25 protein-coding genes and 1 other annotated feature are annotated in these 25,950 nt (G+C 49.2%); of the genes, 7 read left to right on the top strand and 18 right to left on the bottom strand.

Annotated features, from left to right (window positions below; genetic code table 11):
- Positions 1-6: 6 nt before the first annotated feature.
- Complete coding sequence (locus tag DW931_RS08320) at positions 7-324, bottom strand: EamA family transporter (protein ID WP_182426640.1); 318 nt, start codon at positions 322-324, stop codon at positions 7-9.
- Between the two features lie 165 nt (positions 325-489).
- Here DW931_RS08320 and DW931_RS08315 point away from each other — a divergent pair, with 165 nt between their 5' ends.
- Positions 490-1,857 (top strand): NAD(P)/FAD-dependent oxidoreductase, encoded by a 1,368-nt coding sequence (locus tag DW931_RS08315; RefSeq protein WP_118481955.1) that lies wholly within the window; start codon positions 490-492, stop codon positions 1,855-1,857.
- A 130-nt stretch (positions 1,858-1,987) separates the two neighbouring features.
- On the opposite strand, the gene DW931_RS08310 is transcribed toward DW931_RS08315, so the two are convergent.
- Positions 1,988-2,332 carry an MGMT family protein gene (locus DW931_RS08310; protein ID WP_347472251.1) on the bottom strand — a complete coding sequence of 115 codons (345 nt, stop codon included), beginning with the start codon at positions 2,330-2,332 and terminating at the stop codon, positions 1,988-1,990.
- A 20-nt stretch (positions 2,333-2,352) separates the two neighbouring features.
- Positions 2,353-4,110, bottom strand: coding sequence for a SulP family inorganic anion transporter (locus tag DW931_RS08305; RefSeq protein ID WP_118481956.1), 1,758 nt, complete (start codon positions 4,108-4,110; stop codon positions 2,353-2,355).
- Positions 4,111-4,423: 313 nt separating this feature from the next.
- Positions 4,424-4,678 (top strand) — a binding site (T-box leader).
- 113 nt (positions 4,679-4,791) lie between these two features.
- Between DW931_RS08305 and DW931_RS08300 the strand changes: the two genes are divergently transcribed.
- On the top strand, positions 4,792-6,528 hold the full coding sequence (locus DW931_RS08300) for a carbon starvation CstA family protein (protein ID WP_117796188.1): 1,737 nt from the start codon (positions 4,792-4,794) through the stop codon (positions 6,526-6,528).
- Positions 6,529-6,864: 336 nt separating this feature from the next.
- Complete coding sequence (gene thrH / locus DW931_RS08295; protein WP_022359071.1) at positions 6,865-7,467, top strand: bifunctional phosphoserine phosphatase/homoserine phosphotransferase ThrH; 603 nt, start codon at positions 6,865-6,867, stop codon at positions 7,465-7,467.
- 105 nt (positions 7,468-7,572) lie between these two features.
- Here thrH and DW931_RS08290 read toward each other — a convergent pair whose 3' ends face one another.
- The 5 genes from DW931_RS08290 to DW931_RS08270 all read right to left on the bottom strand — a co-directional run bounded on the left by DW931_RS08290 (position 7,573) and on the right by DW931_RS08270 (position 12,661).
- On the bottom strand, positions 7,573-8,598 hold the full coding sequence (locus DW931_RS08290) for an NrtA/SsuA/CpmA family ABC transporter substrate-binding protein (RefSeq protein WP_333489837.1): 1,026 nt from the start codon (positions 8,596-8,598) through the stop codon (positions 7,573-7,575).
- Between the two features lie 13 nt (positions 8,599-8,611).
- Positions 8,612-9,325, bottom strand: coding sequence for an ABC transporter ATP-binding protein (locus DW931_RS08285; protein ID WP_118468179.1), 714 nt, complete (start codon positions 9,323-9,325; stop codon positions 8,612-8,614).
- The gene (locus tag DW931_RS08280) at positions 9,312-10,109 is read right to left on the bottom strand and encodes an ABC transporter permease (RefSeq protein WP_227589725.1); all 798 of its coding nucleotides are present in this window, start codon (positions 10,107-10,109) and stop codon (positions 9,312-9,314) included. The genes DW931_RS08285 and DW931_RS08280 overlap by 14 nt, the downstream gene beginning before the upstream one ends.
- A gap of 64 nt (positions 10,110-10,173) precedes the next feature.
- Positions 10,174-10,818: a hypothetical protein gene (locus DW931_RS08275; protein ID WP_118468181.1), complete on the bottom strand. Its 645-nt coding sequence runs from the start codon at positions 10,816-10,818 to the stop codon at positions 10,174-10,176.
- Between the two features lie 445 nt (positions 10,819-11,263).
- On the bottom strand, positions 11,264-12,661 hold the full coding sequence (locus DW931_RS08270; protein ID WP_118468183.1) for a sodium-dependent transporter: 1,398 nt from the start codon (positions 12,659-12,661) through the stop codon (positions 11,264-11,266).
- 312 nt (positions 12,662-12,973) lie between these two features.
- On the opposite strand from DW931_RS08270, the gene DW931_RS08265 reads away from it, so the two are divergent.
- The gene (locus tag DW931_RS08265) at positions 12,974-13,243 is read left to right on the top strand and encodes a hypothetical protein (RefSeq protein WP_118468185.1); all 270 of its coding nucleotides are present in this window, start codon (positions 12,974-12,976) and stop codon (positions 13,241-13,243) included.
- 53 nt (positions 13,244-13,296) lie between these two features.
- The gene (locus tag DW931_RS08260; RefSeq protein ID WP_338126575.1) at positions 13,297-14,322 is read left to right on the top strand and encodes a transglutaminase domain-containing protein; all 1,026 of its coding nucleotides are present in this window, start codon (positions 13,297-13,299) and stop codon (positions 14,320-14,322) included.
- 234 nt (positions 14,323-14,556) lie between these two features.
- Here DW931_RS08260 and yqeB read toward each other — a convergent pair whose 3' ends face one another.
- The 7 genes from yqeB to DW931_RS08225 form a co-directional block, all read right to left on the bottom strand.
- Complete coding sequence (gene yqeB / locus DW931_RS08255; protein ID WP_118468189.1) at positions 14,557-15,372, bottom strand: selenium-dependent molybdenum cofactor biosynthesis protein YqeB; 816 nt, start codon at positions 15,370-15,372, stop codon at positions 14,557-14,559.
- A gap of 114 nt (positions 15,373-15,486) precedes the next feature.
- Positions 15,487-15,717 (bottom strand): DUF3343 domain-containing protein, encoded by a 231-nt coding sequence (locus DW931_RS08250; RefSeq protein ID WP_118468191.1) that lies wholly within the window; start codon positions 15,715-15,717, stop codon positions 15,487-15,489.
- Positions 15,718-15,785: 68 nt separating this feature from the next.
- On the bottom strand, positions 15,786-16,925 hold the full coding sequence (locus tag DW931_RS08245) for an aminotransferase class V-fold PLP-dependent enzyme (protein ID WP_118468193.1): 1,140 nt from the start codon (positions 16,923-16,925) through the stop codon (positions 15,786-15,788).
- On the bottom strand, positions 16,922-17,539 hold the full coding sequence (gene yedF, locus DW931_RS08240; protein ID WP_022359082.1) for a sulfurtransferase-like selenium metabolism protein YedF: 618 nt from the start codon (positions 17,537-17,539) through the stop codon (positions 16,922-16,924). Before yedF ends, DW931_RS08245 begins: the two co-directional genes overlap by 4 nt.
- Before the next feature lie 12 nt (positions 17,540-17,551).
- Positions 17,552-18,586: a selenide, water dikinase SelD gene (gene selD, locus DW931_RS08235; RefSeq protein ID WP_118468195.1), complete on the bottom strand. Its 1,035-nt coding sequence runs from the start codon at positions 18,584-18,586 to the stop codon at positions 17,552-17,554.
- Positions 18,587-18,591: 5 nt separating this feature from the next.
- Positions 18,592-19,428 carry a selenium cofactor biosynthesis protein YqeC gene (gene yqeC, locus DW931_RS08230; protein ID WP_227589724.1) on the bottom strand — a complete coding sequence of 279 codons (837 nt, stop codon included), beginning with the start codon at positions 19,426-19,428 and terminating at the stop codon, positions 18,592-18,594.
- Complete coding sequence (locus DW931_RS08225) at positions 19,407-19,757, bottom strand: arsenate reductase family protein (protein WP_118468197.1); 351 nt, start codon at positions 19,755-19,757, stop codon at positions 19,407-19,409. Before DW931_RS08225 ends, yqeC begins: the two co-directional genes overlap by 22 nt.
- Positions 19,758-20,174: 417 nt before the next feature.
- Between DW931_RS08225 and DW931_RS08220 the strand changes: the two genes are divergently transcribed.
- Positions 20,175-21,116, top strand: coding sequence for an ion transporter (locus tag DW931_RS08220; RefSeq protein WP_022359086.1), 942 nt, complete (start codon positions 20,175-20,177; stop codon positions 21,114-21,116).
- Between the two features lie 231 nt (positions 21,117-21,347).
- Here DW931_RS08220 and pheT read toward each other — a convergent pair whose 3' ends face one another.
- The 3 genes from pheT to DW931_RS08205 are packed head-to-tail and all read right to left on the bottom strand — an operon-like array spanning position 21,348 to position 25,061.
- The gene (pheT, locus tag DW931_RS08215) at positions 21,348-23,768 is read right to left on the bottom strand and encodes a phenylalanine--tRNA ligase subunit beta (RefSeq protein ID WP_118468199.1); all 2,421 of its coding nucleotides are present in this window, start codon (positions 23,766-23,768) and stop codon (positions 21,348-21,350) included.
- A gap of 20 nt (positions 23,769-23,788) precedes the next feature.
- Positions 23,789-24,832 (bottom strand): phenylalanine--tRNA ligase subunit alpha, encoded by a 1,044-nt coding sequence (pheS, locus tag DW931_RS08210; protein WP_022359088.1) that lies wholly within the window; start codon positions 24,830-24,832, stop codon positions 23,789-23,791.
- A gap of 16 nt (positions 24,833-24,848) precedes the next feature.
- On the bottom strand, positions 24,849-25,061 hold the full coding sequence (locus tag DW931_RS08205; RefSeq protein ID WP_147353103.1) for a hypothetical protein: 213 nt from the start codon (positions 25,059-25,061) through the stop codon (positions 24,849-24,851).
- A gap of 352 nt (positions 25,062-25,413) precedes the next feature.
- Between DW931_RS08205 and DW931_RS16085 the strand changes: the two genes are divergently transcribed.
- Positions 25,414-25,710: a transposase gene (locus DW931_RS16085; RefSeq protein ID WP_227589624.1), complete on the top strand. Its 297-nt coding sequence runs from the start codon at positions 25,414-25,416 to the stop codon at positions 25,708-25,710.
- Positions 25,711-25,950 lie beyond the last annotated feature (240 nt).

The following is a 25,950-nucleotide window of genomic DNA, read 5'->3' as shown; positions in this document are numbered from 1 at the left end:
CTGATTTTACCGTTTTACGTTCCGGCTGTTCAACACCACCAATGCCGTAAAAATCAAAAGAATGCCCAGCACATTTTCAACCCGCAGCATTTCTCCAAATACCACAATCCCAGCCACAGCTGCCACCATCGGCTCAGAGAACGCCAGAACCGAGGCTTTTCCTGCCTCCATCTGGCGGAGTCCCAGTGTGTAGCTTACAAACGGAAAAAAGGTAGATACAAGTCCCAGCGCCAGCCCTTTGCCAAGAAGCGCCGGAGAGGTCATCAAGCTCGAAAACACCTCCGGTAATTTTACAAAGGGAATCAGGCTGATGGTTACAGCCATAAAAAAAGCTTTATTCTGAGGTGATGATATGATAACGGAAGATGCCATGACGACATGGGGGATACTGTTTCGGGGCAGCGCATGACGCGCTGCCTATTTTTTCGAATTTATGCTATAATACAGAAAGAGGGAATCAAATTTTAGGAAAACAAGGAGAATTTCAATATGTATGATGTGTTAATTATCGGCGCCGGTCCCGGCGGTATCTTTTCTGCCTATGAGCTGATGGAACGTAAACCGGATTTAAAGATCGCTGTTTTTGAGGTAGGACATCCGCTGGAGCACCGTAAATGTCCCATTGATGGTGATAAAATCAAGTCCTGTATTCACTGCAAATGCTGCTCCATCATGAGCGGATTCGGCGGAGCCGGTGCATTTTCTGATGGAAAATACAACATTACCAATGATTTCGGCGGCACTCTCTATGAGTATATCGGAAAAAAGACAGCCATTGAACTGATGGAATATGTGGATGGAATCAATCTCCGTTTTGGCGGGGAGGGCACGAAGCTGTATTCCACTGCGGGAACAAAATTTAAGAAAACCTGTATGCAGCACGGCCTGCATCTTCTGGATGCTTCGGTCCGCCATCTGGGTACGGATATTAATTATATTGTTCTGGAGCACCTCTATGATCATCTGAAGAATAAGGTGGATTTCTATTTTGACTGTGCCATCGAAACCGTGGAGAAAACGGAGAAGGGTTACAAGGTTTACAGCGATGATACAACCTTTGAGGGTACGAAATGTATCATTTCCGCCGGCCGAAGCGGCAGTAAGTGGATGCAGAAGGTATGCAAGGACCTGGATATCCATACGAATTCCAACCGTGTGGATCTGGGTGTCCGGGTTGAACTGCCGGCTGAGATCTTTTCGGATCTTACAGATGAACTCTATGAGAGCAAGATCGTGTATCGTACGGAAAAATACGAGGATTACGTGCGCACCTTCTGTATGAATCCCAAGGGAGCTGTGGTAAATGAGAATACCAACGGCATCGTAACGGTAAATGGTCACAGCTACGAGAATCCTGCAAAGCAGACCCATAACACGAACTTTGCCCTTCTGGTAGCGAAACATTTTTCAGAGCCCTTCAAGAATTCCAATGAATATGGAGAGAGTATTGCAAAACTCAGCAACATGCTGGGCGGTGGCGTAATTGTGCAGCGTTTTGGAGACCTGATCCGTGGAAAAAGAAGCACGCAGCAGCGAATCAATGAATCTTTTACGGTTCCAACCCTCAATGCGGCTGCCGGTGATCTGAGCCTGGTTCTCCCAAAACGGATTCTGGACGGTATTATCGAGATGATTTATGCCCTGGATAAGGTGGCACCGGGTACGGCGAATGATGACACGCTTCTCTATGGAGTGGAGGTAAAATTCTACAACATGGAGGTGGAAGTGGATCACAACCTGATGACCTGTCATGATGGACTCTACGTCATCGGTGACGGCAGCGGTATTACCCATTCCCTTTCCCATGCATCTGCCAGCGGTGTCTATGTGGCACGGCAAATCGCGGAGGCAATTTAATAATAAACGGTCAGAAATGTCTATTAAAAATGGATAAGATGCAGCCCCTATCGTCTGCCATCTTATCCATCTCATTTCACTTCTTTCGCTTACCAACATCTCATTCAGATGCATTTTCCTTGATTCCCACTCAGATCCCCAACTTCCGAAACAACGCATACAATTCTTCTGCCTCGTCCATCGAAGGTTTCCATCCATATTGTTTCAAATCGACGCGGTCGCCGTCCTCGGTGGAGTCCACCCGTATTCCATCCTGTTCCAGCAGTTTTTTCTGCTGTCCCGGATAGTCGAATGCCGCCGCGCCGCTTAGAAAGCCCTTGGAATTAATCACCCTGAATGCCGGGACATCGCCCAGGCGGTTGGTGCGGAGTGCATATCCCACCTGGCGGGAATGGCGCGGCGCACCGCACAGGAGCGCGACCTGACCGTAAGTCGTCACGCAGCCGTCCGGAATGCGCCTAAATACTTCTTCCATTCTCCGATAGATGTCCATAATTATTTCCCCATCACCTCGTCCGCATGATCAAGTGCTGCCTCGATATTCGGGCAGAAATGATCGCGTCCGATCATATCCACAAATCCTGCCTTCTCCATCACGTGCATCGGCTGCTCGTTGACATGGGACAAAATCAATGTAACGCCGTTCTTCTGGCAGCGCTCATAGAGGGCAACCATCGAATTCATCGCTGTACTGTCAACCGCCGGAACGGCACGCATACGAAGAACCAGGCATTTCGTCTCCTCGCGGGTTTCAATCTGGTTGATGCGGTCTGCTGCACCGAAGAACAGCGGTCCCGTAATCTCATAAACAGCCAGTTCTCTCGGGATCTCCCGCAGACGTGCCTGTTCTTTCATGGCTGCTTCTTCATCTTCTGCAGCTGCCGCTAAGAGCTGTGCCTCTTCCACTGAAAGCTCTTTTCCGGCTTTTTTCGCTTTTCTTGCTTCCTGCTCTTTGCGCTTCTGCTCCTCTACTTCTTCGACATAGAGCCAGCTTCTGACGCCCGTCTCATCGCTCATCCGCTTCATAAACAGCAGGCAGGATAACAGCATACCGATCTCGATCGCTACAACCAGATCGAAGATAACGGTTAAGAAGAAGGTCATCACCAGAACCGCAATATCACTCTTCGGAGCCGTCTTGGTCAGACGGACGAAGGTTCTCCACTGACACATATTGTAGGCAACCATAAACAAGATTGCCGCGATGGTCGGCATCGGGATCCAGCTTGCACACGGCATCAGAACTACCAGAATCAGAAGCAGGACAACCGCATGAACCATGCCTGCAACCGGGGTACGGCCGCCATTTTTGACATTGGCTGCGGTACGCGCGATCGCGCCCGTCGCCGGAATACCGCCAAACAGGGCGGAAATAATATTACCCGCGCCCTGTGCCACCAGCTCCGTGTTGGAACGGTGTTTTCCGCCGATCATGCCGTCCGCTACCACGCAGGAAAGCAGAGACTCAATCGCCGCCAGAACTGCAATCGTAAACGCATCCGACAGGGAACCCTGAATCACATCGTAGCTGAACACCGGCAGACGGAACGCCGGAAGCTTGTTGCTGACCGTGTAAAGGTCGCCGATCGTATTCACATGCAGCGGCAGGAATTTTACCATTAAAATACCTGCAATAACCGCTACCAGCGATCCCGGAATTTTTTCCGTGATCATCGGCATCACGATCAGAATCGCCAGACACACCACGCCGACGATGATCGCGTGCAGGTTGACACTTCCGAATCCAGCCGCGAACGCTTTCAGCTTCTGCATCGTCTCGATCGTCTCCATGCCTGCCGGATAGGTTACGCCAAAGAAATCCTTCAACTGACCGATGACGATCGTCACCGCGATACCGGAGGTAAAGCCGGTCGTGATTGTAAACGGAATAAACTTAATCAGTGAACCAAAATGGCAGAATCCCATGATAACTAGGATGATACCTGCCATGATCGTCGCAACTGCCAGTCCTTCCACGCCGCTCTTCGCCACGATACCTGCCACGATCGTTGCAAATGCCGCCGTTGGACCTGCAATCTGTACCTGGCTGCCCCCTAAAAATGAAATCACAAATCCGGCTGCAATCGCCGTGTAGATACCCTGTTCCGGACCTACCCCCGAAGCCAGCGCCAGCGCGATCGAAAGCGGCAGCGCGATGATCGCCACGATGATACCCGCTACCACATCTGACATCAGCTGTGCGCCGGAATACTTCTTCAATGTTGTAAACAACATTGGACGTATTTTTTCCATACCCAAAACTCTCCCTTTTTCTTCCCAATTTAAATAAAAAGTAATTGCCAGCCCTAAAAAGAACCGACAATTACCTATTATACAGCAAAATAAGGGTGTGTCCAGTTTTTTCGAAGTTTTAACACAGGAATGCTTCCGACTTGTTACTGGGCACGTATGCGTAAACAGTAACTCAGACTTCTAGATAAGCAGTTGTTAAATTTCTTAGTTGTGATTTTTTTGTCAAAATGACGGATTTGTAAAATTTCTGTCACAAACTTCCGGCTATTTTTTCGATTGACTTTCCTTCAAAAAAGTCTATAATTCGTACTTGTAAAAAGCATTGAGCAGGACACGATTTCCAATTTTCCACGTTTTCAGAGAGCTGTCGGGCGATGAAAGACAGTAACGCCGATGGAAGTTATCCCCTGTGAGCTGACCGAACAAACGCATGTAGGATACCAGTAGTCCGGTCCGGATTCCTACCGTTAAAGAGGAACATATTCAGAATGATGGATATGGCTGAGAGATCGGCTTTACAGCCGGTAAAAGAAGTGGTACCGCGGATGCTTATGCCTCCGTCTTCTTGAACTTTTAAAAGTTTCAGGAGGACGGAGGCTTTTTTGTTTCCCCGCTCCCGAAACTCCGGCAAACTGCCGGGACACTAAAAACCATTTGACCTATGGGAATGGAGGTATCTTTATGAACACATTAGTTATCGTAGTTATCGCAGCCTGTTGTCTGGCGGCTGGTTATCTGCTCTACGGCAGATGGCTCGCCCATAAATGGGGCATTGATCCAAACGCAAAAACACCGGCCGTCACAAAAGAAGATGGTCAGGACTATGTTCCGACCGATGGCTGGGTTGTATTTGCCCACCAGTTTTCATCCATCGCCGGTGCCGGTCCTGTCACCGGTGCTATTCAGGCGGCTGTCTTTGGATGGGTTCCGGTCTTTCTCTGGATCATCCTCGGCGGCATCTTTTTCGGCGCTGTTACCGATTTTGGTGCCCTGTACGCCAGCGTTAAAAATGAAGGCAAATCGATGGGACTTCTGATTGAACAGTACATCGGCAAAACCGGTAAAAAGCTGTTTCTTCTGTTCTGCTGGCTCTTTACTTTAATTGTAACCGCCGCTTTTGCCGACATGGTTGCTGGTACATTCAATGCATATGAGACGGTAGACGGCGTGACCAGCTTATCCGCCGCCGCAACTGTTAACGGCGCAGCCGGAAGCATTTCCCTTCTGTTCATTGCCTTTGCCGTTGTATTTGGACTGATTCAGAAAAAGGCTCAGTTCCATGGCTGGAAACAGACCTTGCTCGGACTTGTCTGCACGGTAGCTGCTTTCGTCATCGGCATGAACTGCCCGCTCATTACCACCAAGGCGAACTGGTCCTACATGGTATTCGCTTACATTTTCCTCGCAGCCGTTCTTCCGATGTGGCTTTTGATGGAACCGCGTGACCTGATGACAACCTTTATGTTTGCCGGTATGATTATCGGTGCCGTCGTTGGACTGCTTGTCGCACATCCGGCAATGAACCTGGCGCCTTACACTGGTTTCCACAATGAGAAATCCGGTGACCTGTTCCCGATTTTGTTTGTAACCGTTGCCTGCGGCGCCGTATCCGGTTTCCACAGCCTGGTTTCCTCGGGTACTTCCTCCAAGGCAATCACCAATGAAAAGGATATGCCGAAAGTTGGCTTCGGCGCTATGCTTTTGGAAAGTTTACTGGCTGTCCTGGCTCTGTGCGTTGCCGGTGCTGCCGCTTCCGCTGATGGCACGCCTGCAACCGGTACTCCGTTTGCTATCTTCTCCTCCGGTGTTGCCGGATTCCTGGAGATGTTCGGCATCCCGGTTTACGCCGCCCAGTGCTTTATGACGATGTGCGTCTCCGCACTTGCCCTGACAAGCCTGGATTCCGTTGCACGTATCGGACGTATGTCCTTCCAGGAGCTGTTCAGCGTTGATGACATGGAACACGCCGAAGGATGGAGAAAACTTCTTTGCAACAAATATTTTGCAACGGTTATCACCCTGGTATGCGGCTACATTTTAACGCAGATCGGCTACTCCAACATCTGGCCGCTGTTTGGCAGCGCCAACCAGCTGTTAAGCGCCCTGGTTCTCATCACCCTGTGCGTCTTCTTACGCGTCACCGGTCGTGAAAACCGCACGCTGCTGGTTCCACTGGTTGTTATGCTGTGCGTTACCTTCACCGCACTCGTTGAGCGCTGCATCGCACTGGTAAAGGCTTACAATGCCGGAACCGCTGTCTTTATGGTAGAAGGACTGCAGCTTATCATCGCGGTTCTGCTGATGGTTCTGGGTGTGATTATTGTGGTTCATTCCGGTAAAGTACTGTTTTCGAAATCGACTGCTTCGAAGACAGAAAACGATAAAAGATCTGAAATGAATAAACCGGCGCATTGCTAATGATTTCATCAAAATCAAATTATAACCCGACTATAGGTGCCAAAAAGGGTGTCTCTCGCTCACGAAAAGAGACTCCCTTTTTTGGTATTTTTTAATTCTATTGATAACCACTCTGCTGCTATATGATGCCAACTCTTCACTTCTGAATCTTTCTCACCGCGAATAATTGGTACTTTTGTTACTGTTCACACATACGTGCCCAGTAACGCACTTTTTTCTATTCTTTCATCTTTTCTCAAATTTCTCTGGTATTTCCCCTGCATTTCGTCTATAATAGGAAGCAAATTTTTCAACCGAGCACAGCGCTGACAGGCGTTGTATCAGACAGGAGGAGACATGGATATTGTATGTTTAGATCTAGAAGGTGTATTAGTGCCGGAAATCTGGATCGCATTTGCTGAAGAAACCGGAATCCCGGAGTTAAAACGCACCACCCGCGATGAGCCGGATTATAACAAACTGATGAATTACCGTTTAAACATCCTGCGCGAGCACGGACTGGGACTCAAGGAAATTCAGGAAACGATCTCTAAAATTGATCCGCTTCCGGGCGCAAGGGAGTTTTTAGACAAATTAAAAGAAATCACTCAGGTAATCATCATCAGCGATACCTTCTCCCAGTTTGCCGGACCTCTGATGAAGAAACTTGGCTATCCGACCATCTTCTGCAACTCTCTGGTTGTCAGCGAAAATGGTGAGATTACCGATTTTAAGATGCGCTGTGAGAAATCCAAATATACCACCGTCAAAGCACTCCAGTCCTGCGGCTTCGAGACGATCGCCAGCGGCGACAGCCACAACGACCTCGCCATGATTGAGGCAAGCAAGGCGGGCTTCCTCTTCCGCACGACGGAGGAGATCAAGGCAGAATATCCGCAGATTCCGGCCTATGAGACGTATGATGAGCTGTTAGAAGCGATTAAAAAGGTATTAGCGTAAACATTCCGTATTTTCATAATTGCATATGCAATCGTAAAAGCAGCCCCCGGAATCCACACTCCGGGAGCTGCTTTTCAATCGTTTATCCTCTCAAATGTTCACTGATTATTTTTCAATAAATAACTGTTTTACATCAAATGCCTCGTCGATCATGCCGGATTCATACATGAAATCAGCGGTCTTCTGGAAGCCTTCTTTGTCATCATCTGTGATCTCGGTAGAGAAATCATAGAGATCGTACATGCTTTTGACTGCATCGGTGTCCAGATCCAGCTCATCGGCTACGATCTGCATCGTCTCATCCGGTTTTTCTTCCATGAAATCAGCAATCTCGGTCTGTGCTTCTTCCAGCTTCTCGATGATCTCCGGGTGCTCGTCATAGAATTTCTGCGTCACTGCCACTGCAATGATCGCCTTAATCAGGCCTTCGCCGTCGGCTACCAGGTGGTAACCCTGCTTCCCTGCATTGTAAGCAGTTGCGCCAGCAACCAGAGCCACGTCTACACTGCCGCCGTCCAGACCTGCTTTTGCATCCGGGATCGACATATTGACATAGTTGACATCGTCGATCGTCATGCCAGCCGTTGCCAGATAGGAAACGAGAAGCTCATGCAGGTTGGTTCCGGTCGGTCCTGCGATTGTCTTTCCTCTCAGGCTTTCCGGCGTCGTCAGGGACTCATCCTTAGAATACATACAGAATGCCTTCGGAGAACGGCTGTACATATTTAATACCTTGATATCCGCTCCATTTGCTGCAGACAGAATCACCGAAGTACCGCCAACCGCATACAAAACCTGCACATCGCCGGAAGCCAGCGCCTGTGTCTGATCTGCCCCGGAGGTCAGCTCCGCATAATCAACCTCAATCCCCATATCGCCAAATGTTTTTTCAAAAATACCCTGATTTTTCTCGATGATCGTCGGCACATTGAGCGGAGAAGTTACATACGTAAAGGTCAGCTTATCCAGATCAGATTCTTTCGCTGTCTCCTCCTCGGCTGCCGCCTCCTCTGCGCTGGTTTCTGCCTCTGCCTGCGTGCTCTCAGCCGCATCTTTTGTACCGGAGCAGCCTGCCAGGGAAGCTGCGGTAAGGCAGAGTGCCATTCCCATTGCCATCCATCGTTTCATCATAATCGTTCCTCCTCTAAATAAAATGTAAATTATTTATAATATCCCTTTTCAGGGTTATCATCTCATCCTCCAAAAGATTCCTCTCTTCCTGCGGCGTCTTGACCTCATAGAGCGCCTTGACCATGCCCTTTTCAATGACCGCAATCTGGCTTCCCAGAATCAGTGCCTCATCGATGCTGTGCGTCACAAACAGAATGCTCGCACTGCGCTCCTGCTGGACGCGCAGAAGCTCTTTCTGCATCTGTTCCCTTGTAAAATAGTCAAGCGCGGCAAACGGCTCATCCATCATGATAAAGGTCGGCTCATACGCCAGCGCCCGCGCGATCGCCGCCCGCTGCTGCATTCCGCCGGAGAGCTGTGCCGGATATGCTTTTTCAAATCCAGATAATCCGACCGTGCGTATAACCGCCTCTATTTTCCCCGGATCTGTCTCCTTTTTTGAAAGCCCGAACACCACATTTTCCCAGACGGTCAACCACGGCATGAGGCGCGGTTCCTGAAAGACAAATGCCGTCTTGTGGGCGCTCTCCCAGCGGATCTCTCCGCTGTCCGCCGTCTCCAGTCCTCCGGTCAGCCGCAGAAGCGTCGTTTTCCCGCATCCGCTCTGCCCCAGAATCACGGTGATTCTCCCCGCCGGAAGCGACAGGTTGATCCCGTTTAAAACGGGAATCTCCCGGTTATCCACCCGGTATGTTTTATGAATATCAATCAGTTCAATTCCAGCCATTTTCCCCGGATCCTTTCAGCACAAATCCTATCATCCATCCAAACAGGCGGTCCGTCACATATCCGACTGCCCCGATCGCCAGAATCCCCACGATCACCTTGTCGGTCCGCGACATCTGCTGTGCAAATAAAATCATATGTCCAAGCCCGGTGGACGCCGCCACCATCTCCGCACCGATAATGGCGCGCCAGCTATATCCAAGCCCGATCCGCATTCCGACCAGAATATCTGCCATCGCATAGGGCAGAATGATGCGGAAAAATTTGCGGCGCTTCGAGTAGCCGAACATATCGCCCACTTCCAGAAGTTTCGAATCGCACCCGGTAAATCCCTTCACGATATTTAAGTACATCGGGAAAAATGACGCCAGCACAATAATCACCGTCTTCGTCGTCTCTCCGATTCCGCACCAGAGAATCAGCAACGGAATCATGCTGAGCGGCGGGACATTGCGGAAAAACTGCACAATATACTCATAGTAAACGCTGCTGCCCGGAAACAGCGCCCGGAACATTCCCAGCACAAAGGCAAACAGGAACGCAATCGCAAATCCCTTCATGACACGCAGGAAACTGATTGAAATATCCCCCCACAGTTCCCCGGTTTTCACCATTTTTAAAAAGCTCGTCCACACCCGCGCCGGGGACGGCAGCACATACGCACTGACCATCTCCATGCGGCAGACCAAACACCAGATCAGAAATACCGCTCCGATTCCCAGCGCCGGACCGAAGTATTTCTGCCAATTATCCTTGAATTTCTTCGTTTCTTTCATTCTTCCCATTCTTTTGCCGCAATTCATGCATTTTCCGCTTCCTCAAGCGTTTTCCATGAACCGCAGATTTCTCTCACTCTGTCTGCACGCCATCCCCGTGATGGCATCCATCCTTACAATACAAAAGTTCCAGCAGATCCGCCTGCTTCCAGCTTCCGCTCTCCACATATGCCCGGATTTTCTCCGGACTGCTGACACTCTCTACCTTCGCCGCCTGCCCATCTTTCCGGCAGATTCCCGCAAAATACCCCGGCGGAATCGGGCTGTCTTCGATCGCCCGGACGCGCACCTCACCGCCTGCCAGACGATTCCATGCGATAAACCGCGTATTCTCAAGTCCCAGCGAATTTCCAAGCACCGCAAGACTCTGGCATGGCGTCGTGATGATCTTCTCCCCATCCGCCAGATCCGGACGCGTGCTTAATTCCCGCGCACAGTGAAGTAAAATCGGCTCGATCGGGGCAACTTTCAGGTTTTCAATTCCAGATTCGTTTTCCGGCTCCTTCTGTATCTCTTCAAGCAGCCGAACCGCCTCCGGACAGCGCGCATCCGCAAGCGTCACGCCCGCCCGCAGACTAGCTTCATATCTTTCCCGGACGATCCGTCCCCAATCGCCCCGGCACTCGACCCGCGTCAGACCATGCCGTTCTAAAAAACGCTTCAGCGAATCTTCCTCACACATCCCGGCAGAAACCGGATTTATCCACAAATACCGCATTGTTTCTCCACTCTATCCAATCAGGCTGCCTAGCTTTCACACCTATGCACCTAATTTACTGCGTTTTCACGTTTCCTGCAAGTTAGTTCTTTCTAACTAGCTTATCATAGCAAAAAATCGATATATTGTCCAGTTTTGATTGTAAACTTTTACAATTTTATAAGTTGACACTAGCCGGTAAAAATGATAAAATCGGTTTTAATAGTTCCTATTTTCCTACGTATTTAATAGGTTTTATTCCGAACAGATTCCTGTTTTTATTGAATCCTATAAAAAAAGCAGGCGGACAGGGCATCAAGGATACAATTCAGGCGATCGAAAATGCCGGATATACCTATGAGATCGAGTCGGATGACCGTGAAGAATAATGGGACGCATTTTTCTATAAAAAAGGTTTTAACCAATTCTCGCACTTTCCGTGAAAATCGGCTAAAACCATTTTTCATTACAGCATATTAATAAACCCGGTCGATACCAGGAAAAGAACCAGCATGACAGCCGGCACAATATACCGGATTAAGAAGCTGTACATACCTGCTCTTGAAAAATGTTCCCCATTTTTCTCGACTTCTTCCACGATCCACTTCGGTCCGACCACCCATCCGATCAGGATGCTGGTTAAGAAGGAAATGATCGGCATAAGGAAGCTGTTGCTGATATAATCCATCACATCAAGCAGCTGTCCGGTGGAACCGTTCGGCAGCTTCAACTCAAAATACAGAACATTGTAGCCCAGACAAATGAGAACTGCCGTGATCAGGGAATAGATTCCGACCATCACACACATCTGTTTTCTCGTCTTTCCAAACACTTCCATGCAGTTGGCAACCAGCGTTTCCATGACAGAAACGCAGGATGTCAGCGCCGCAAAGCCAAGCATCAGGAAAAATGCAAGTCCCACGATATGACCGGCGCCGCCCATCGCCTGAAATACCTTTGGAAGCGAAATAAAGGTCAGACTCGGACCGGACGCCATGCCATCGCGTCCTAAAAATACAAAGACCGCCGGAATAATCATCATACCGGACAGAAGCGCCACACCTGTATCAAAAAATTCAATCTGATTGGTCGCCTTGTTCAAATCGATCTCATCTTTGACATAAGAACCATATGTTACCATAATTCCCATCGACACACTCAGTGAGAAAAAGAGCTGGCTCATCGCATCCAGCAGTACTTCCAGAAATCCTCTTACCGTCAGTCCCGTAAAATCCGGGCGCACGTAGACGAGGAATCCCTGTATTCCCGTCCGGACCGTCCCATCCGCGTCCGTGTAGGAAAGCGTCAATGAAAAAATCGCGATTCCGATGACTAACAGGATCAGTCCCGGCATGATAAAACAGGAAAATTTCTCAATTCCCTTCTCTACACCTCTGTATACAACCCAGATTGTGAGCGCCAGAAAGATTCCCGTGAAAATCAGCGGCGCATTCTTTTCCGTGATAAACGATGTAAAATATCTGTCCTCCGCCACATCCCTGCCGGATGTCGTCAAATACTCAAAGAAATATTTCGTGATCCATCCGCCGATGACCGAATAATACGTCATAATTAACATCGGAACCAGAAACGTCAGGTATCCGACAAACTTCCACTTCGGATGCAGCGTTCCAAACGCCTGCAGCGCATTCTCCTTCGTTCTTCTGCCGATCGCCACATCCGTCGTCAGAAGTACAAATCCAAATGTCGCCACCAGCACCAGATACACCAGCAGGAACAGTCCGCCTCCGTCTTTCGCACATAAATACGGAAAACGCCAGATATTTCCTACACCGACGGCACTTCCGGCTGCTGCCAGCACAAACCCCAGCGAACCGCTGAAGCTGTTTTTCTTTTTTGCCATTTACTTATAACCCCCGTGATTGTAACTTTTATGTCCGTCTCCCGAGGACATAGACAGCTTCTATTCTACCTGTTTTTATTAGAATTACAAGTATCTGCCGGCAATTTTCTCCTCAAATTTCTCCCCCTCCCGCTTTTCTTCCCAGCCGCCCCATCGTTACTGTTCACGCATCATGCCCAGTAACGGAATTTGCCGTGGCTTCGCATTTAATTTATTTTCCCCCCTTCATCTCTACTTGCCTGCCTTATCATCTTCTGCTAAAATTAAAAAGACAAAAACAGGAATTTTCCCATGGAATGAGGCATATACACAATGAACAGCAATCAAACATTCCTGCGTCTTTGCCGGGTTTTAGAAATATACGAAGCCGATTTTGGCTGTGAAGAACGCCCGGACGGACAGGAAACGATGGTCTGTGTCCGTCTGCTGGACACAACTGAAAATGCAAACCTCTCAGAGCATCCAGAATACACGATACGCACCGCGGATCAGGCACTCTATGATGCCGGAATCAATGAGGGCGATCGCGTCTGGTTTGACCCGGAATCCGGGCAGATTGAGAAAGCGGCTGAATCACACTAAAATATAAAGAGTTACAAAGGAATATCAAAATGGAACCATTTTACTATAATCACATGAACAAGAACCAGCAAGCCGCCTACCGCGCCATGCAGCAGGGACTTACCAATCTCTCCGACGAATTTCAGATTCCGCGCCTGGAGGGAAAGGATTTAAGCAATGTATTTTTTGAACTGCGGCTCGATCACCCGGAGATTTTCTGGGCTTCCGGCTTTAAATATAAGTATTACCCAGATTCCCCGAACCTGATCCTGATACCGGAATACCTCTTTGACAAGGGCAAGATCCGCGAACATCAGAAAGCGATGGGCGCCCGCGTCGAAAAACTTGCCCGCCCGGCAATGAAGCTGACTGAACTGGAAAAAGAACGCTATATCCACGATTTTATCTGCGAACACGTTCACTATGACAAATTAAAAAAGCCCTACTCCCATGAGATCATCGGACCTCTGGGACAGGGCGTCGGCGTCTGCGAGGGCATCGCCAAATCGGTCAAAATTCTTTGTGATACGCTCGGCATCTGGTGCATGATCGCGCTCTGCGGCAATAACCCTGAAAAGGGCATCAAATACCGCCATACCTGGAACATCGTCAAGATCGGGAAAACGTACTACCATCTGGACGCTACCTTCGACAACAGTCTCGGCAAATGTCTCCAGACCGGCGAGGAAATCCGCTACGATTACTTCAATCTCGACGACAAGGCGATCTTCCGCGACCACGAACCGCTCATCGCCCCGGCGCCTGCCTGCACGGACAGCGACCATTTCTATTATAAAGAAAAGAAGCTCTCCTTTACCAAACAGGAGGACGTTTACAAGCGCTCCTTACAGGCGGCCAAAAAAGGAAAAACACTGACGTTTCACTGGCGCGGCGGCTATCTGACAAAGGAAGTTCTGCGTGAACTGCTCGACCTAATCGAAAAAGCCGGAAAAGGACGGCAGAAAACAGCCCTCATTAAGCTTAACTGGCCGCAGGCAGTTCTGCGCGTCCGCTACACCGATGAGGCCATCCAGCCGATTGTCACCATGGAGGAAGCAAATGAAGGGGAAGAAACCCCGGAAGGCACAGCGTCTTTATAGTTCGCTGTGCTTTTCCGCGGAGCATTTTTGTGTCATAGGACGAAGTTTCCTATGACATGAAGATTCTAACAATCATAGAGATCATCTTCCAAAACCAGATCCTGATGTTTATCAAAGCTGCCTGCCAAAGGAGCTTATCCAGAAAGTTTTACGCTGTTTTTTTGCTATACGTCAATGATTAGGATGAAATTTCTTAGAATTTTTCTCAAAGGAACTATTGCTATAGTCTCTCTTTTACTTCCATAACTGGGCACACACCAACTCCAGTACACTTCCCGCGATACATCTCGCCTTGTCCGAGATCAGAAAACAGTTGGAAAGTTCCTCTTTTCTCGGATCGACATCTGCTACCTTGAAATGTTCCGTCACCAGATAACCATCCCGCAAAAGACCTCGCAGAATGCCCGTGATCTGTGTCTGAACCAGAAGTTTCGTTCCGTCCTCCTGCCAAATCTCCGCGATCGTGTCCCCGGCTTCGACGATATCACCGATCACACGCACATTTTTGAAAATACCCGCTGCCTGTGCGTGAATCACTCGCTCTGCACCGTATCCACCGATCACGCCCGGAATCCCCGTATTCGGGATTGCCGCACCCTCGCGGATAATTCGCCCCAGCCGGTGACCGCGCTTTGTCTCCACCACAACATCCACATCCTCACCTGCCGTAAAGCCCGGACCAAGTGCAATCGTGAGCGGTGCCATATCCCGGCGGGTTCCAAGATTTCGCTTTGCCAGAATCGCATCGATCACAACAGCCGGTTTCAGCGCTCCAATCGACACGCCTTTCGGATCAATCAAAATCGGCACGCTATTTTCCCGCCAGACCGCTTCTGCCTCCTCATATCGATCAATCCGGACAGCACGAAGCCCCTCGACCTCAGTTGTTTTTGTATAAACCGCCTCACACAGAGCTACCTGTCGCCGGATCGCTGCCGGATTTTCGATCTCCAGCACCAGCACCCGAAGCCCTGCCGCCCAGAGCCGATGAATCGTCCCAGTTGCCAGGTCACCGCCGCCGCGTACAATAATTAAATCATCTCGTTTCATGAGGATGCCTTCTCCTATCTCACTTTTGTTACTATTATTTCCATTACCTGTTTATGCAGCTTCTTCTTCAAATAATTCTTTTGATTGTGTTTTCTGCTTTTAGAGTAATTCTTTTTACTGCCACACACACGACACCTTATCATAAACAGAAGTGTCTATCCGTCCGCTCCACTGCTCCCACTCTTCCGGACGCATCCGCCACGCAAGACCACAGCCAGCAGAAATCTCCCTCGGAAGTGGAATTAAACGTCCCGGAATGCCCGTTTCCATACATCGTTTTTCCCATTCCATCGCCGCCACGGTCGTGTGAAAAGATAGAACAATAAATGGATGTTTTTCTCTCATACTGCCGCTTTCTCCTCATTCCCTACTTTTTTGCAGACCCATTGAAAACCCGATTTTTTCCCCAGTTTTTACGCTTCCTCTGCCAGTGCCCGAACTGCTTCTGCTGCCCTCTCAATCTCCTCTTCCGTATTAAAATGCGAAAAACTGAACCGCACCACTCCCTGACCTACCGTTCCAAGCGCCCGGTGCATGAGCGGCGCACAGTGTGCCCCCGCGCGGACGCAGATGCCGTATTCTTCCCAGAGTGCATCCGCCACACGTGCCGAATCTTCCCCGGCAAGGTTGAGGGAGACGATCGGCGCATGACATTTTGCCGCCGGATCTCCATACACAATGATGCCCGGAATTTCCTTCACCTGTTCGTAAAAACGGCGTGTTAAATCCCGCTCCCGTTTCTGCAATTTCTCGATCCCCTGATCCATCCGGTAACGGATGCCTGCTGCCAGCCCCGCCAGACCATGGACATTGAGCGTCCCGGCTTCGAGTGCCGTTGGCATTTCCTTCGGATGGTGTTCATCATAACTGTGAATGCCGCTGCCGCCAACCAGAAGTGGTTCCACCGAAAGTCCCGGCTTCACATACAGCCCGCCGGTTCCCTGTGGTCCCAGAAGCGCCTTATGCCCGGTAAAACAGAGCACGTCGATTCCGAGCTTCTGCACGGAAAACAATTCTTCCCCTGCAGTCTGCGACGCATCCACAATCAGAAGCAGTCCATTCCGTTTAACAAACGAAGAAATATAGGAAAGATCCGTCACATTTCCTGTCACGTTGGACGCGCCGGTAATTACCACCGCACGCGTCTCTGGGCGCAGACATGCTTCCAACTCTTCATATTTTAGATTTCCACGCGCATCCACACCCACAAAACTAAGCATCGCTCCCTGATCACGCAGACGATAAAGAGGGCGCAGCACCGAATTATGCTCACAGACCGTCGTGATCACGTGATCGCCCGGACGAATCAGCCCGGAAATGGCTATGTTCAGCGCCTCCGTTGCGTTTGCCGTAAAGGCAATCCGCGACGCATCTTCCGCATCAAACAATTCTGCTGCTGCCGCACGTGCCCCGTACACCAGTCTTGAAGCATGTAAGGTTGCCTCATGCGCGCCGCGCCCCGGATTTCCTGCGGTGCGAAGCGCCTCAAGGACTGCCTGTTCCACCTGCAGCGGCTTTTGACGCGAAGTCGCCGCATTGTCCATATAAATCATGGTTTTACCACATTTCCAGCGCCCAGCATTTTTTCAGCGATGACATACATGTTGGTTACACCGCCGACTGCCAGCTTCTCGGTCAGACCATAGAAATTCAGGCAGGTGCCGCAGGTCAGGATCTCCACACCTTCTGCCTCCAGTGTCTTCAGATCCTCCAGCATCGGAGATCCTTCACAGGTCAGACTGGCTCCGCCGTTATAGAAAAGAATGGTTTTCGGCAAGTTGTCCTGCTGGGTCAGGGCAAATGTAAATGCCTTCAAAAGCGTCTTTCCAAGTTCCTCACTGCCCTCGCCCATCTTATCATTGGCAATCACAACCACGGTATCGGTACGGCTGTCCGGAATACAGGCTTCGCATCCGGCTCCTGCCTGTGCTTTTTCCTCTTCTGTCTGTTCACCCACCGTAAAGATAACCTGATATTCCTGATCCGCCAGCTTCTTTGCACTGCTCTGATAGCCCTTCTGCTCTGCCATTTTCGTCAGATTCTGAACTGCAATCTCATTATCCACCAGCACTTCCACCTGTCCGGCACCCGAAAGTTCCTCTATCGCGTGTTTTGCCTTTACGACCGGAATCGGGCATGCGTCTCCTCTTGCATCTACTTTCTTCATTTCTGTTTCCTCCTATCCTCGTACAAAAATTTCAATCTCTCCCGGTTCCGTGATCGTTCCCACGATCCGCGCCGGAAGCCCGGCGTTCTGCAGCTCCTGTTCCAGTTTCTCCGCCTCATCCGGGGCAGCTGCCATCAGAAGTCCGCCGGAGGTCTGCGGGTCAAACAAGACCTCTTCCATTGAAAACGGTACATTTTCAAACTGCACCGCCGCCCCGACATGGTTGCGGTTTCTCTGTCCTGCCGCCGTGTATAAAAACGCATCTGCCGACTCACGTGCGCCCGGAAGCACCGGAATATGGTTCACATCAATCTCGCACGACAGCCCGCGCCCCATCATTTCATGCAGATGCCCCAGAAAACCAAACCCAGTCACATCTGTGCACGCGTGAACCGTGTACTTCCGGCTGATTTCCGCCGCTGTTTTATTGAGCGTCGTCATCGACTGTACCGCCCCGTCCATCTGCTCTTTTGTCACTTCTCCGACGCGGTTTGCCGAACAAATCAGCCCAACCCCCAATGCCTTTGTCAAAATCAGGCGGTCGCCCGGCTGTCCGGCATCATTGGCGTACAGCTTTTTCGGATTTACCAGTCCCGTCACGGACAAACCGTATTTCACGCCCGTGTCCGCGATCGAGTGACCGCCCGCGAGAATGCCGCCTGCTTCTGCCACCTTCTCCGCGCCGCCCTGTAAAATCTGTCCCAGAACATTCAAATCCATTGATTCCGGAAAACACACCAGATTCAGCGCCGTCTTGACCTCACCGCCCATCGCGTACACGTCGCTCAGCGCATTTGCCGCTGCAACCTGTCCAAAAATATACGGATCGTCCACCATCGGCGGGAAGAAATCAACCGTCTGCACCAGCGCCAGATCCTCTGTGACCTGATACACTGCCGCATCGTCCCGGCTGTCATATCCGACTAAAAGATTCGGATCCTTCTCGCCGCGCGGTAGTTTTTCCAAAATGCGGCTTAAAACACCGGCTCCCAGCTTTGCCGTACAGCCGCCGCCCGTACAAAATACGATATCCCTTTTCTCACTCATCTCTCTCACTCCTGATTTCGTTCTGGTCCTGAAAAGGAAGTTAAAATTCCCTGAATTCCGTAGCTATGTTTCAGGATATCCAGTACCTTTCTGCCATCCTCCCGGCGCTCTGACGTGTCCGCCTGGTTCAGAACCACAAAAAACAAACGCCCCGATATATCTTTTCTGGCACCGTTTTCGCTACCAAGAAGCCACGCCAGAAGTTCTGGGGTCAAAGGCGTATCTTTCGAAATGGGCACTTCTTTGAGCAGTCTTTTTCCTTCTTTGGGATAAGCTGCGTCCCCATACTCGCACACATCCCTGTTCCACGCCTCAATCGCCAGCTCCGCCCGGAAGCACACCTCCCCCAGCGGACGATACAGGGCACTCAGCCCCGCGACCGCCAGCACGATATCGCTCTGCGGCAGTATCACCGGCTCATGCGCCGCCGGAAATTTACACGGAAGACATTTCGCGCCATCCGCCTCCAGAAATGTGATATCTGCATCCGAAATCCACTCGCTTCGAATCGCTTCTGGCAGAATTGTCAATTTTTCGTGTGGGGCTGGGGTTCCGGCTACGACGTAGGTTCCCTGCTGCCAGAGACGATCGCGCTCTTTTCCGGCATTCTCCCACGCGGTATTTTCTTCCTCATTTACCGCAATCCACGGCACATTTACCGGCTTCCGAATATGCGTCGTCGTCGCCATCAGCACCCGCCATCCCTTCGCCGTGCAGTACGCCGACAGCGCATACAGAAGCGTCGTCTTTCCGCCTCCGCCAATCAGCGAGACCACGTGTCCTTTTTCACGTAAGAAAGGAAACTTCTGCTCCCAGTCCATCACCGCAGCTTCTCTTCCCATTCCTTCTCCCGAAATCCCGTTAAAACAGTATCTCCATCCACAATGACAGGGCGTTTTACCAACATCCCATTGGTGGCAAGCAGCTTCAACTGTTCGTCCTCGCTCATCTGCGGCAGCTTATCCTTTAACTGCATTTCCTTATATAGCATCCCGCTCGTATTGAAAAATTTCTTGATCGGCAGCCCGCTTCTCGCCTGCCACTTCTTCAATTCCTCATACGTCGGATTTTCCTCCACGATATGGCGCTCTGTATATGAAATTTCCTGTGTATCCAGCCATTTTTTCGCTTTCTGGCAGGTACTGCATTTTGGATAATAAATAAACAGCATCGTATTCCTCCTTTGTGAGCATGCTTGCTATTATACGGCACCTTCTATTTTAAATGCGGCCGTTTTAAACAAAGCATTTTACCTTTTTAAATTACCTACAGAAATTATACCCAGACACCAGAAAGATTGCAAGGGATGCCTGAAAATGATACAATAATAATATCTGCAACTATATTCAAGTCGAACGTCCGTGAGACTTGGCGCGTGATCCTGGTCAGCGAAGCTGACATATTCCTATCAGAATCACTGCGCAACCTCGCGGAGCGTTTATCTCAGTCGGAGACAAGGCTTCCACTGAGATAAATTTGCTATTACTCACCACCTGAAGAGGTGGGAGTCTTCTCGACTGAGATACCCCCCTCTTTTATACCAACAGGGAAACACATTCACCCAAAAATTATTATAAAAATATCCACTATGAAAGAAAAAATATTTAACATCATCCAGATCGGCGACAAAAGCAACCGTATCAGCCGTGCATTCGATATTTTCATCACCTTCACGATCATCTGCAATATCATTGTCACGTTTCTGGAAACATTCGATCAATTAACATCCTTCGGTGGTCTGTTTACCATGCTGGAACATGCCAGTGTCCTGATTTTCTGTATTGAATACGCGCTGCGCATCTGGACTGCCGACTATCTCTATCCAGAAAAAACGCCGGGACGCGCCCGATTCTGCTTTCTCATTTCCTTTGATGGAGTGGTGGATCTGCTGACGATCATCCCGGTCTTTTTTCTTTCGGGCTTCATCATTTTCCGTATGCTGCGCGTGGCGCGGATTTTCCATCTGTTCCGGCTCAATGCGAAATACGACTCGTTCAACATCATTACCACCGTACTCTATGAAAAACGGAACCAGATCATTTCCTCTGTGTTCATCGTCATGGTGCTGATGCTGGCGAGCAGCATGTGCATGTATAGTGTCGAGCACAACGCTCAGCCGGACATTTTCCGCAATGCATTCAGCGGCATCTGGTGGAGTATGTCCACGCTGCTGACCGTCGGTTACGGCGATATTTACCCGGTCACAACGCTTGGGCGCGTGATGGCGATCTGCATCGCCTACCTCGGAGTCGGTGCCGTCGCGATCCCAACCGGTATCATCAGCGCCGGTTTCGTCGAACAGTACCAGCGCAAGAGCAGCCTGTCCAGCATGAAGGACGCGGATATTCAGGAAATTGCCGAGGTTTTCGTCGATAAACGATATGCCGGAAAAACCATTGAAGAGATGGAAGAAGAGCAGAATATCAAGATATTTCTGGTGCTGCGCGATGATCTGTCGGTGCTTCCGCAGAAAAATATGGTTTTGAAATTAAATGATATTGTGATTATACGAATAGAAAATGAAGCGTAATCAAACTTATCATCAAACATTTTTTTATGAACGTGAAAAAGAATGTGCCTTGGCACATTCTCGCGCCGAGCGCGGTCGCTTGCGACATGTTTCTGCTTCGCGCGAGTGCGCATCATTGGCACGTTAGTGCCTTTTTGTGTAATAGGGAATTCCAAGGAATTTCCTATTACACAAAAAGACTGCCGTCCAAATTTTCTCTCTCTGGACAGCAGCCTTTTCTTTCCTTCAAAATCAGCTTCTCAGCTCAATTCCATACATCTTATTCAGCTGTTTCAGCACTTTCTTGACATATCCGTCAACGGTATCTGCCTTGAACGCCTCTTCCTTCGGAGTGAAGAGAACGGTAAATGCCATCGATTTCTTATCGGCTGCGATCTGTCTGCCCTCGTATACGTCGAACAGACTAACATCCTTGACGTAAGCACAAGCCTCGCGGATACAGCCCTCAACCTGTCCGCAGGTGATGTTTTTGTCCATAACCAGCGCCAGATCACGTTTTTCCTCCGGGAATTTTGGAAGCGGCTCAAATACTTTGGCTTTTCCATACCATTTCTCCAGCGCTTTCATGCTGATCTCCAACACATACGCATCTTCGCGCATTGCCTCTTCCTTCATGATCTCATATTTTACCTTACCGAGGTAACCAATCTCCTCGCCCTCGCAGAAGATCGCTGCGGTCTGATACGGATGCAGGAACGGTTTCTCTGCTTTTTCATAGTTAAAAGTAATATTTAAAACATCGGCAACTGCCTCTGCCATTCCCTTTAAGGTAAAGAAGGACTCTTCCTTACCAAATGCACCGATGCACAGCGTCTCTCGCTCTTCCGGATATTCCGTCAGAGGTAGGGACTTCGGAATAAATGCATTTCCAATCTCGAAGATACGTCCCTCGAAGATGCCTCTCTTCTGGTTGCGTCCCATTGCATGAATCATCTGCGGTGCCAGTGTTGTTCTCATCAGGGACAGATCCTCGTTGATCGGATTCATGATGCGGATCGCCCTGCGCTCTGGCGCGTCCTCTGCAAATCCCATTTCATCCAGATCCGACGGGGAGAAGAAGGAATAGTGTATTCCCTCAAATGCGCCAACACTGCACAGCGTTCTCTTTACTTTCAGAATTGTTCTCTGACGCAGGTTGCTTCCACCGATCGTCACCTTAGCACTCGGCATGAAGGTCGATGTGATGTGATCGTAGCCGTACATACGGATCACTTCCTCGGCAACATCCGGATAATCTTCCATATCCTCGCGGTATGCCGGGAAATGCATGGTCAGTTCGTCGCCGTTGATCTCCGGCTGGAAGTTTAAGCCAGTCAGGATGCGTAAAATATCCTCGTCCGGAACGGTAATACCCAGAACAGCGTTTACTTTCTTAACACTTGTCTTGAAGGTAGCCGGCTCTAAGGAGTTTCCGGTATTTACATTTTTATGGGTCTTGGAAATCTTACCAACTCCCAGCTCCTCAACCAGGTGCAGGGCACGTTTCATCGCCATCTCGGTTGTGTACTCATCGACGCCCTTAGAATATCGCTGGCTCGCGTCGGATCCCTGTCCTAATGCACGGGAGCTTCTGCGGATGTTGTCACGGGCAAATTTAGCTGCCTCGAACATCACTTCCGTCGTGGTATCACGGATCTCAGAATTTAAACCACCCATGATTCCGGCAAGTGCTACCGGCTTTTTGCCGTCGCAGATAACCAGATTGTTCGGATTTAAGGTAAATTCTTTCTCATCCAGCGTCACGATCTTCTCGCCCTCGGCCGCGCGTCTTACGTTGATCGCATTGCCCTCCAGATAATCGCAGTCAAACGCATGAAGCGGCTGACCTAACTCACGCATGATATAGTTTGTAATATCAACAATATTGGAAATGGAATTATTCCCTACCAGAGCCAGACGGCGTCTCATCCATGCTGGGGACTGACCCAGTTTTACGTCATATACATAGTGTGCAATGTAACGCGGGCAAAGATCCTGTGCCTCTACCGTTACGTTGAAGCCTTCTTTCTCAACTTCTGTCTCAGTGTAATCCAGTGCCGGTGTCTTGAGCGGCTCGCCCAGTGCGGCGGCAACCTCTCTTGCCAGACCGAAAATACTCTGGCAGTCCGGACGGTTTGCCGTGATAGAAACATCGAAGATCCAGTCATTTAAGCCGGTCAGCTCTTTGACATCCGAACCAATTTCCGCATCCTCCGGCAGAACCAGCAATCCGTTGTAACCAGCACCCGGATACAGATCCTCGTTTAAGCCAAGCTCGGTACCGGAACACAGCATACCCTGGGACTCATAACCTCTCAATTTACCCTTTTTAATGGTGGCCACGCCCTCGATCGTCACATGGTCTTTTGCAGTTGCATATACTTTCGCGCCAATCATGGCAACTGGGAATTTTCCGCCAGTTTTTACATTGTCAGCGCCACAGCAGATCTGTAAGAGTTCCGGACCACCTACATTGACCTGGCACACATGAAGATGTGTTTCCGGAATCGGCTCACAGGAGTCAACATAACCAACGACGATGCCGCTGATATCCTTGCCAACCTGCCATTTTTCTTCTACCTCAAATCCACAGTCAAAAAGCTTCTTCTCCAGCTCATCTGCGGAAATATTAATATCTACATAATCTTTTAACCAGCTTAACGGTACAAGCATTTCTAATCCTCCTGTCCTGATCAGTCATCGATCTGATCCAGCACACGCAGATCAGACTCAAAAAGCATCTTGATGTTGTTGATGCCGTATTTCAGCATTGCGATACGCTCCAGACCCAATCCGAATGCGAATCCACTATATTTATTGGAATCAATGCCGCAGTTTTCCAGTACCTTCTTATTTACCACACCAGCGCCGAGAACCTCGATCCAGCCTGTTTCCTTGCACAGACGGCAACCCTTGCCGCCGCACTGGAAGCAGCTTACATCGACCTCAACAGACGGCTCCGTGAACGGGAAATAGGACGGACGAAGTCTCGTTTTTGTCTGCTCACCGAAAATTCTCTGAACAAACATATCCAGCATACCCTTTAAATCACACAGGGTGATGCCCTCATCAACAACCAGACCTTCCATCTGGCTGAACATCGGAGAATGGGTCGCATCATCGTCAGAACGGAATACTTTACCCGGGGAAACAACCTTGATCGGCGGTTTTTTCGCTTCCATGACATGAACCTGTCCAGCCGATGTCTGGGTACGGAGCAAGAATTCCGGAGACAGATAGAATGTATCCTGCATATCGCGCGCCGGATGATCCTGCGGCGTATTTAATGCTGTAAAGTTATAATAATCGGTCTCGATCTCGGTTCCCTCATATACCTCAAATCCCATAGAGGTGAAGATATCCGTCAGCTGATTGCGGACCGTCGTAACTGGATGCAGATTACCGTAACGGATTTTAACCGGCGGCATCGTGATATCAATCTTCTCCGATTCATAGCGCTGCTGCTGCTCTTTCTCTTTTAATTTCTGATCCAGCTCGTCAAAGAAATTGTTTGCCCACTCCTTGGCGCCGTTGATAGTCTTACCAAATTCCGCTTTCTGGTCATTGGCAACATTGCGCATTTCTTTCATCAGCAGACCAATTCTGCCCTGCTTATTATCCAGAAAGGTCTTCTTAAACTCATAGACACTCTTGGAAGTCGTCAGAGCATCCGCACCCTGGCGGATTTCCTCTTTGATCGCAGTGATCACTTCATTCAGTTCTTTTAAATCCTGCATGATTTCTCTCCTTCTATTACTTTTGTTGCTTTTTATCTTGATATTGCTTTAACTTGTGGACACGAATTTGTGCATAAAGAATGTTCTCTGGCACATTCGGGCGTCTCGCGCGGTCGCTTGCGACATGACATAAAAAAATCCCTTCGCACAAAACGTGCAAAGGGACGATCATATCTATACCGCGGTACCACCCAGCTTCCTGTCGGCAGGTCATTTCTTCGTCTGCCACAGACACTTTCCGGTATGTAACGTACACCAGACGGCAATGCCTACTCTAAATTTCAGCAATGCAGCTCCCGTGGGAAATTCGGATATCTGTCTGAACGGAAAAAGGCTCACAGCCGCTGACCTCTTCTCTCTGACCGGAAACAGTATCTTATAAAACACGATCATAGCTTTTGGTTTGTTTGGTTTGATTGATTTCATGTATGCAATCTGTTTATTATTTTAGGCATGTTGGTGGGAAATGTCAAGGGATTTCTTTCCTTGATATTTTCATCTTGGTATTTTCAAATTATAAGAAATTTTACTTACTGCAAGCATTTTGCAAGCACAAAGCCCAGAAACCTCTAAAAAAGCAGATGTTTCAGTTTGAAAACTTCCGTGTAAGGAAGCTCACTGCAATCAATGCCCTAAATTTTTATATTACCCTGTGCATGGCATTTCTGGCACATATATCCATGAAATCAGAAACGCATGCCCTGAAGGTTGCAATCATACAGAAAGCAGACCCTATAAAAGAAAAAATCCATTTCAGCTATTATCGGCTGGCTAAAGGTATCTCAGGCATACTGTCGTATGTAAAAGAAGGGATCAGGCTATGGTTTCGGACAAAACGTCCGATATACCGTCAACTTTGCCTTAAGTTGGTCGCTTAAATAGATAAAAGAATAACTCTCCCAAGTAGTGAAAGGAATCATCCATTTATTATTTATCTCCTTCTTCTATCATATAGAATAATTACAATTCAAACATTTAGAATGTGTAATTATATTTGTGGTGTATGTCAACAACTTTTTTTCTTTTTAATTCTACCAGTAGACAGCATCTCTTTTTATGCAAGGTTATCATTTTATCAACTGTATAAGCACGCAAAAAAGCACCAGCCAACTAAGTGA

The sequence above is a fragment of the Clostridium sp. AM43-3BH genome (assembly GCF_003479985.1).
Classification (GTDB): Bacteria; Bacillota; Clostridia; order Lachnospirales; family Lachnospiraceae; genus Otoolea; species Otoolea fessa.
Note: the sequence above shows the minus strand (reverse complement) of the source record. Positions and strands in the feature narration are given on the sequence as shown.

Bases quoted from the DNA above. Each gene is read 5' to 3' on its own strand.
- DW931_RS08250 (WP_118468191.1), bottom strand. From the start codon at position 15,717: ATGAGAGAAAAACATCCATTTATTGTTCTATCTTTTCACACGACCGTG.
- DW931_RS08275 (WP_118468181.1), bottom strand. From the start codon at position 10,818: ATGCGGTATTTGTGGATAAATCCGGTTTCTGCCGGGATGTGTGAGGAA.
- thrH (WP_022359071.1), top strand. From the start codon at position 6,865: ATGGATATTGTATGTTTAGATCTAGAAGGTGTATTAGTGCCGGAAATC.
- pheS (WP_022359088.1), bottom strand. From the start codon at position 24,832: ATGCAGGATTTAAAAGAACTGAATGAAGTGATCACTGCGATCAAAGAG.
- DW931_RS08320 (WP_182426640.1), bottom strand. From the start codon at position 324: ATGGCTGTAACCATCAGCCTGATTCCCTTTGTAAAATTACCGGAGGTG.
- DW931_RS08220 (WP_022359086.1), top strand. From the start codon at position 20,175: ATGAAAGAAAAAATATTTAACATCATCCAGATCGGCGACAAAAGCAAC.
- DW931_RS16085 (WP_227589624.1), top strand. From the start codon at position 25,414: ATGTTTCAGTTTGAAAACTTCCGTGTAAGGAAGCTCACTGCAATCAAT.
- yqeB (WP_118468189.1), bottom strand. From the start codon at position 15,372: ATGAAACGAGATGATTTAATTATTGTACGCGGCGGCGGTGACCTGGCA.
- pheT (WP_118468199.1), bottom strand. From the start codon at position 23,768: ATGCTTGTACCGTTAAGCTGGTTAAAAGATTATGTAGATATTAATATT.
- DW931_RS08265 (WP_118468185.1), top strand. From the start codon at position 12,974: ATGAACAGCAATCAAACATTCCTGCGTCTTTGCCGGGTTTTAGAAATA.
- DW931_RS08300 (WP_117796188.1), top strand. From the start codon at position 4,792: ATGAACACATTAGTTATCGTAGTTATCGCAGCCTGTTGTCTGGCGGCT.
- DW931_RS08315 (WP_118481955.1), top strand. From the start codon at position 490: ATGTATGATGTGTTAATTATCGGCGCCGGTCCCGGCGGTATCTTTTCT.
- DW931_RS08290 (WP_333489837.1), bottom strand. From the start codon at position 8,598: ATGATGAAACGATGGATGGCAATGGGAATGGCACTCTGCCTTACCGCA.
- selD (WP_118468195.1), bottom strand. From the start codon at position 18,586: ATGAGTGAGAAAAGGGATATCGTATTTTGTACGGGCGGCGGCTGTACG.
- DW931_RS08225 (WP_118468197.1), bottom strand. From the start codon at position 19,757: ATGCTGTTTATTTATTATCCAAAATGCAGTACCTGCCAGAAAGCGAAA.
- DW931_RS08260 (WP_338126575.1), top strand. From the start codon at position 13,297: ATGAACAAGAACCAGCAAGCCGCCTACCGCGCCATGCAGCAGGGACTT.
- DW931_RS08245 (WP_118468193.1), bottom strand. From the start codon at position 16,925: ATGATTTATATGGACAATGCGGCGACTTCGCGTCAAAAGCCGCTGCAG.
- DW931_RS08285 (WP_118468179.1), bottom strand. From the start codon at position 9,325: ATGGCTGGAATTGAACTGATTGATATTCATAAAACATACCGGGTGGAT.
- DW931_RS08310 (WP_347472251.1), bottom strand. From the start codon at position 2,332: ATGGAAGAAGTATTTAGGCGCATTCCGGACGGCTGCGTGACGACTTAC.
- yedF (WP_022359082.1), bottom strand. From the start codon at position 17,539: ATGAAGAAAGTAGATGCAAGAGGAGACGCATGCCCGATTCCGGTCGTA.
- DW931_RS08305 (WP_118481956.1), bottom strand. From the start codon at position 4,110: ATGGAAAAAATACGTCCAATGTTGTTTACAACATTGAAGAAGTATTCC.
- DW931_RS08270 (WP_118468183.1), bottom strand. From the start codon at position 12,661: ATGGCAAAAAAGAAAAACAGCTTCAGCGGTTCGCTGGGGTTTGTGCTG.
- yqeC (WP_227589724.1), bottom strand. From the start codon at position 19,428: ATGGGAAGAGAAGCTGCGGTGATGGACTGGGAGCAGAAGTTTCCTTTC.
- DW931_RS08280 (WP_227589725.1), bottom strand. From the start codon at position 10,109: ATGGGAAGAATGAAAGAAACGAAGAAATTCAAGGATAATTGGCAGAAA.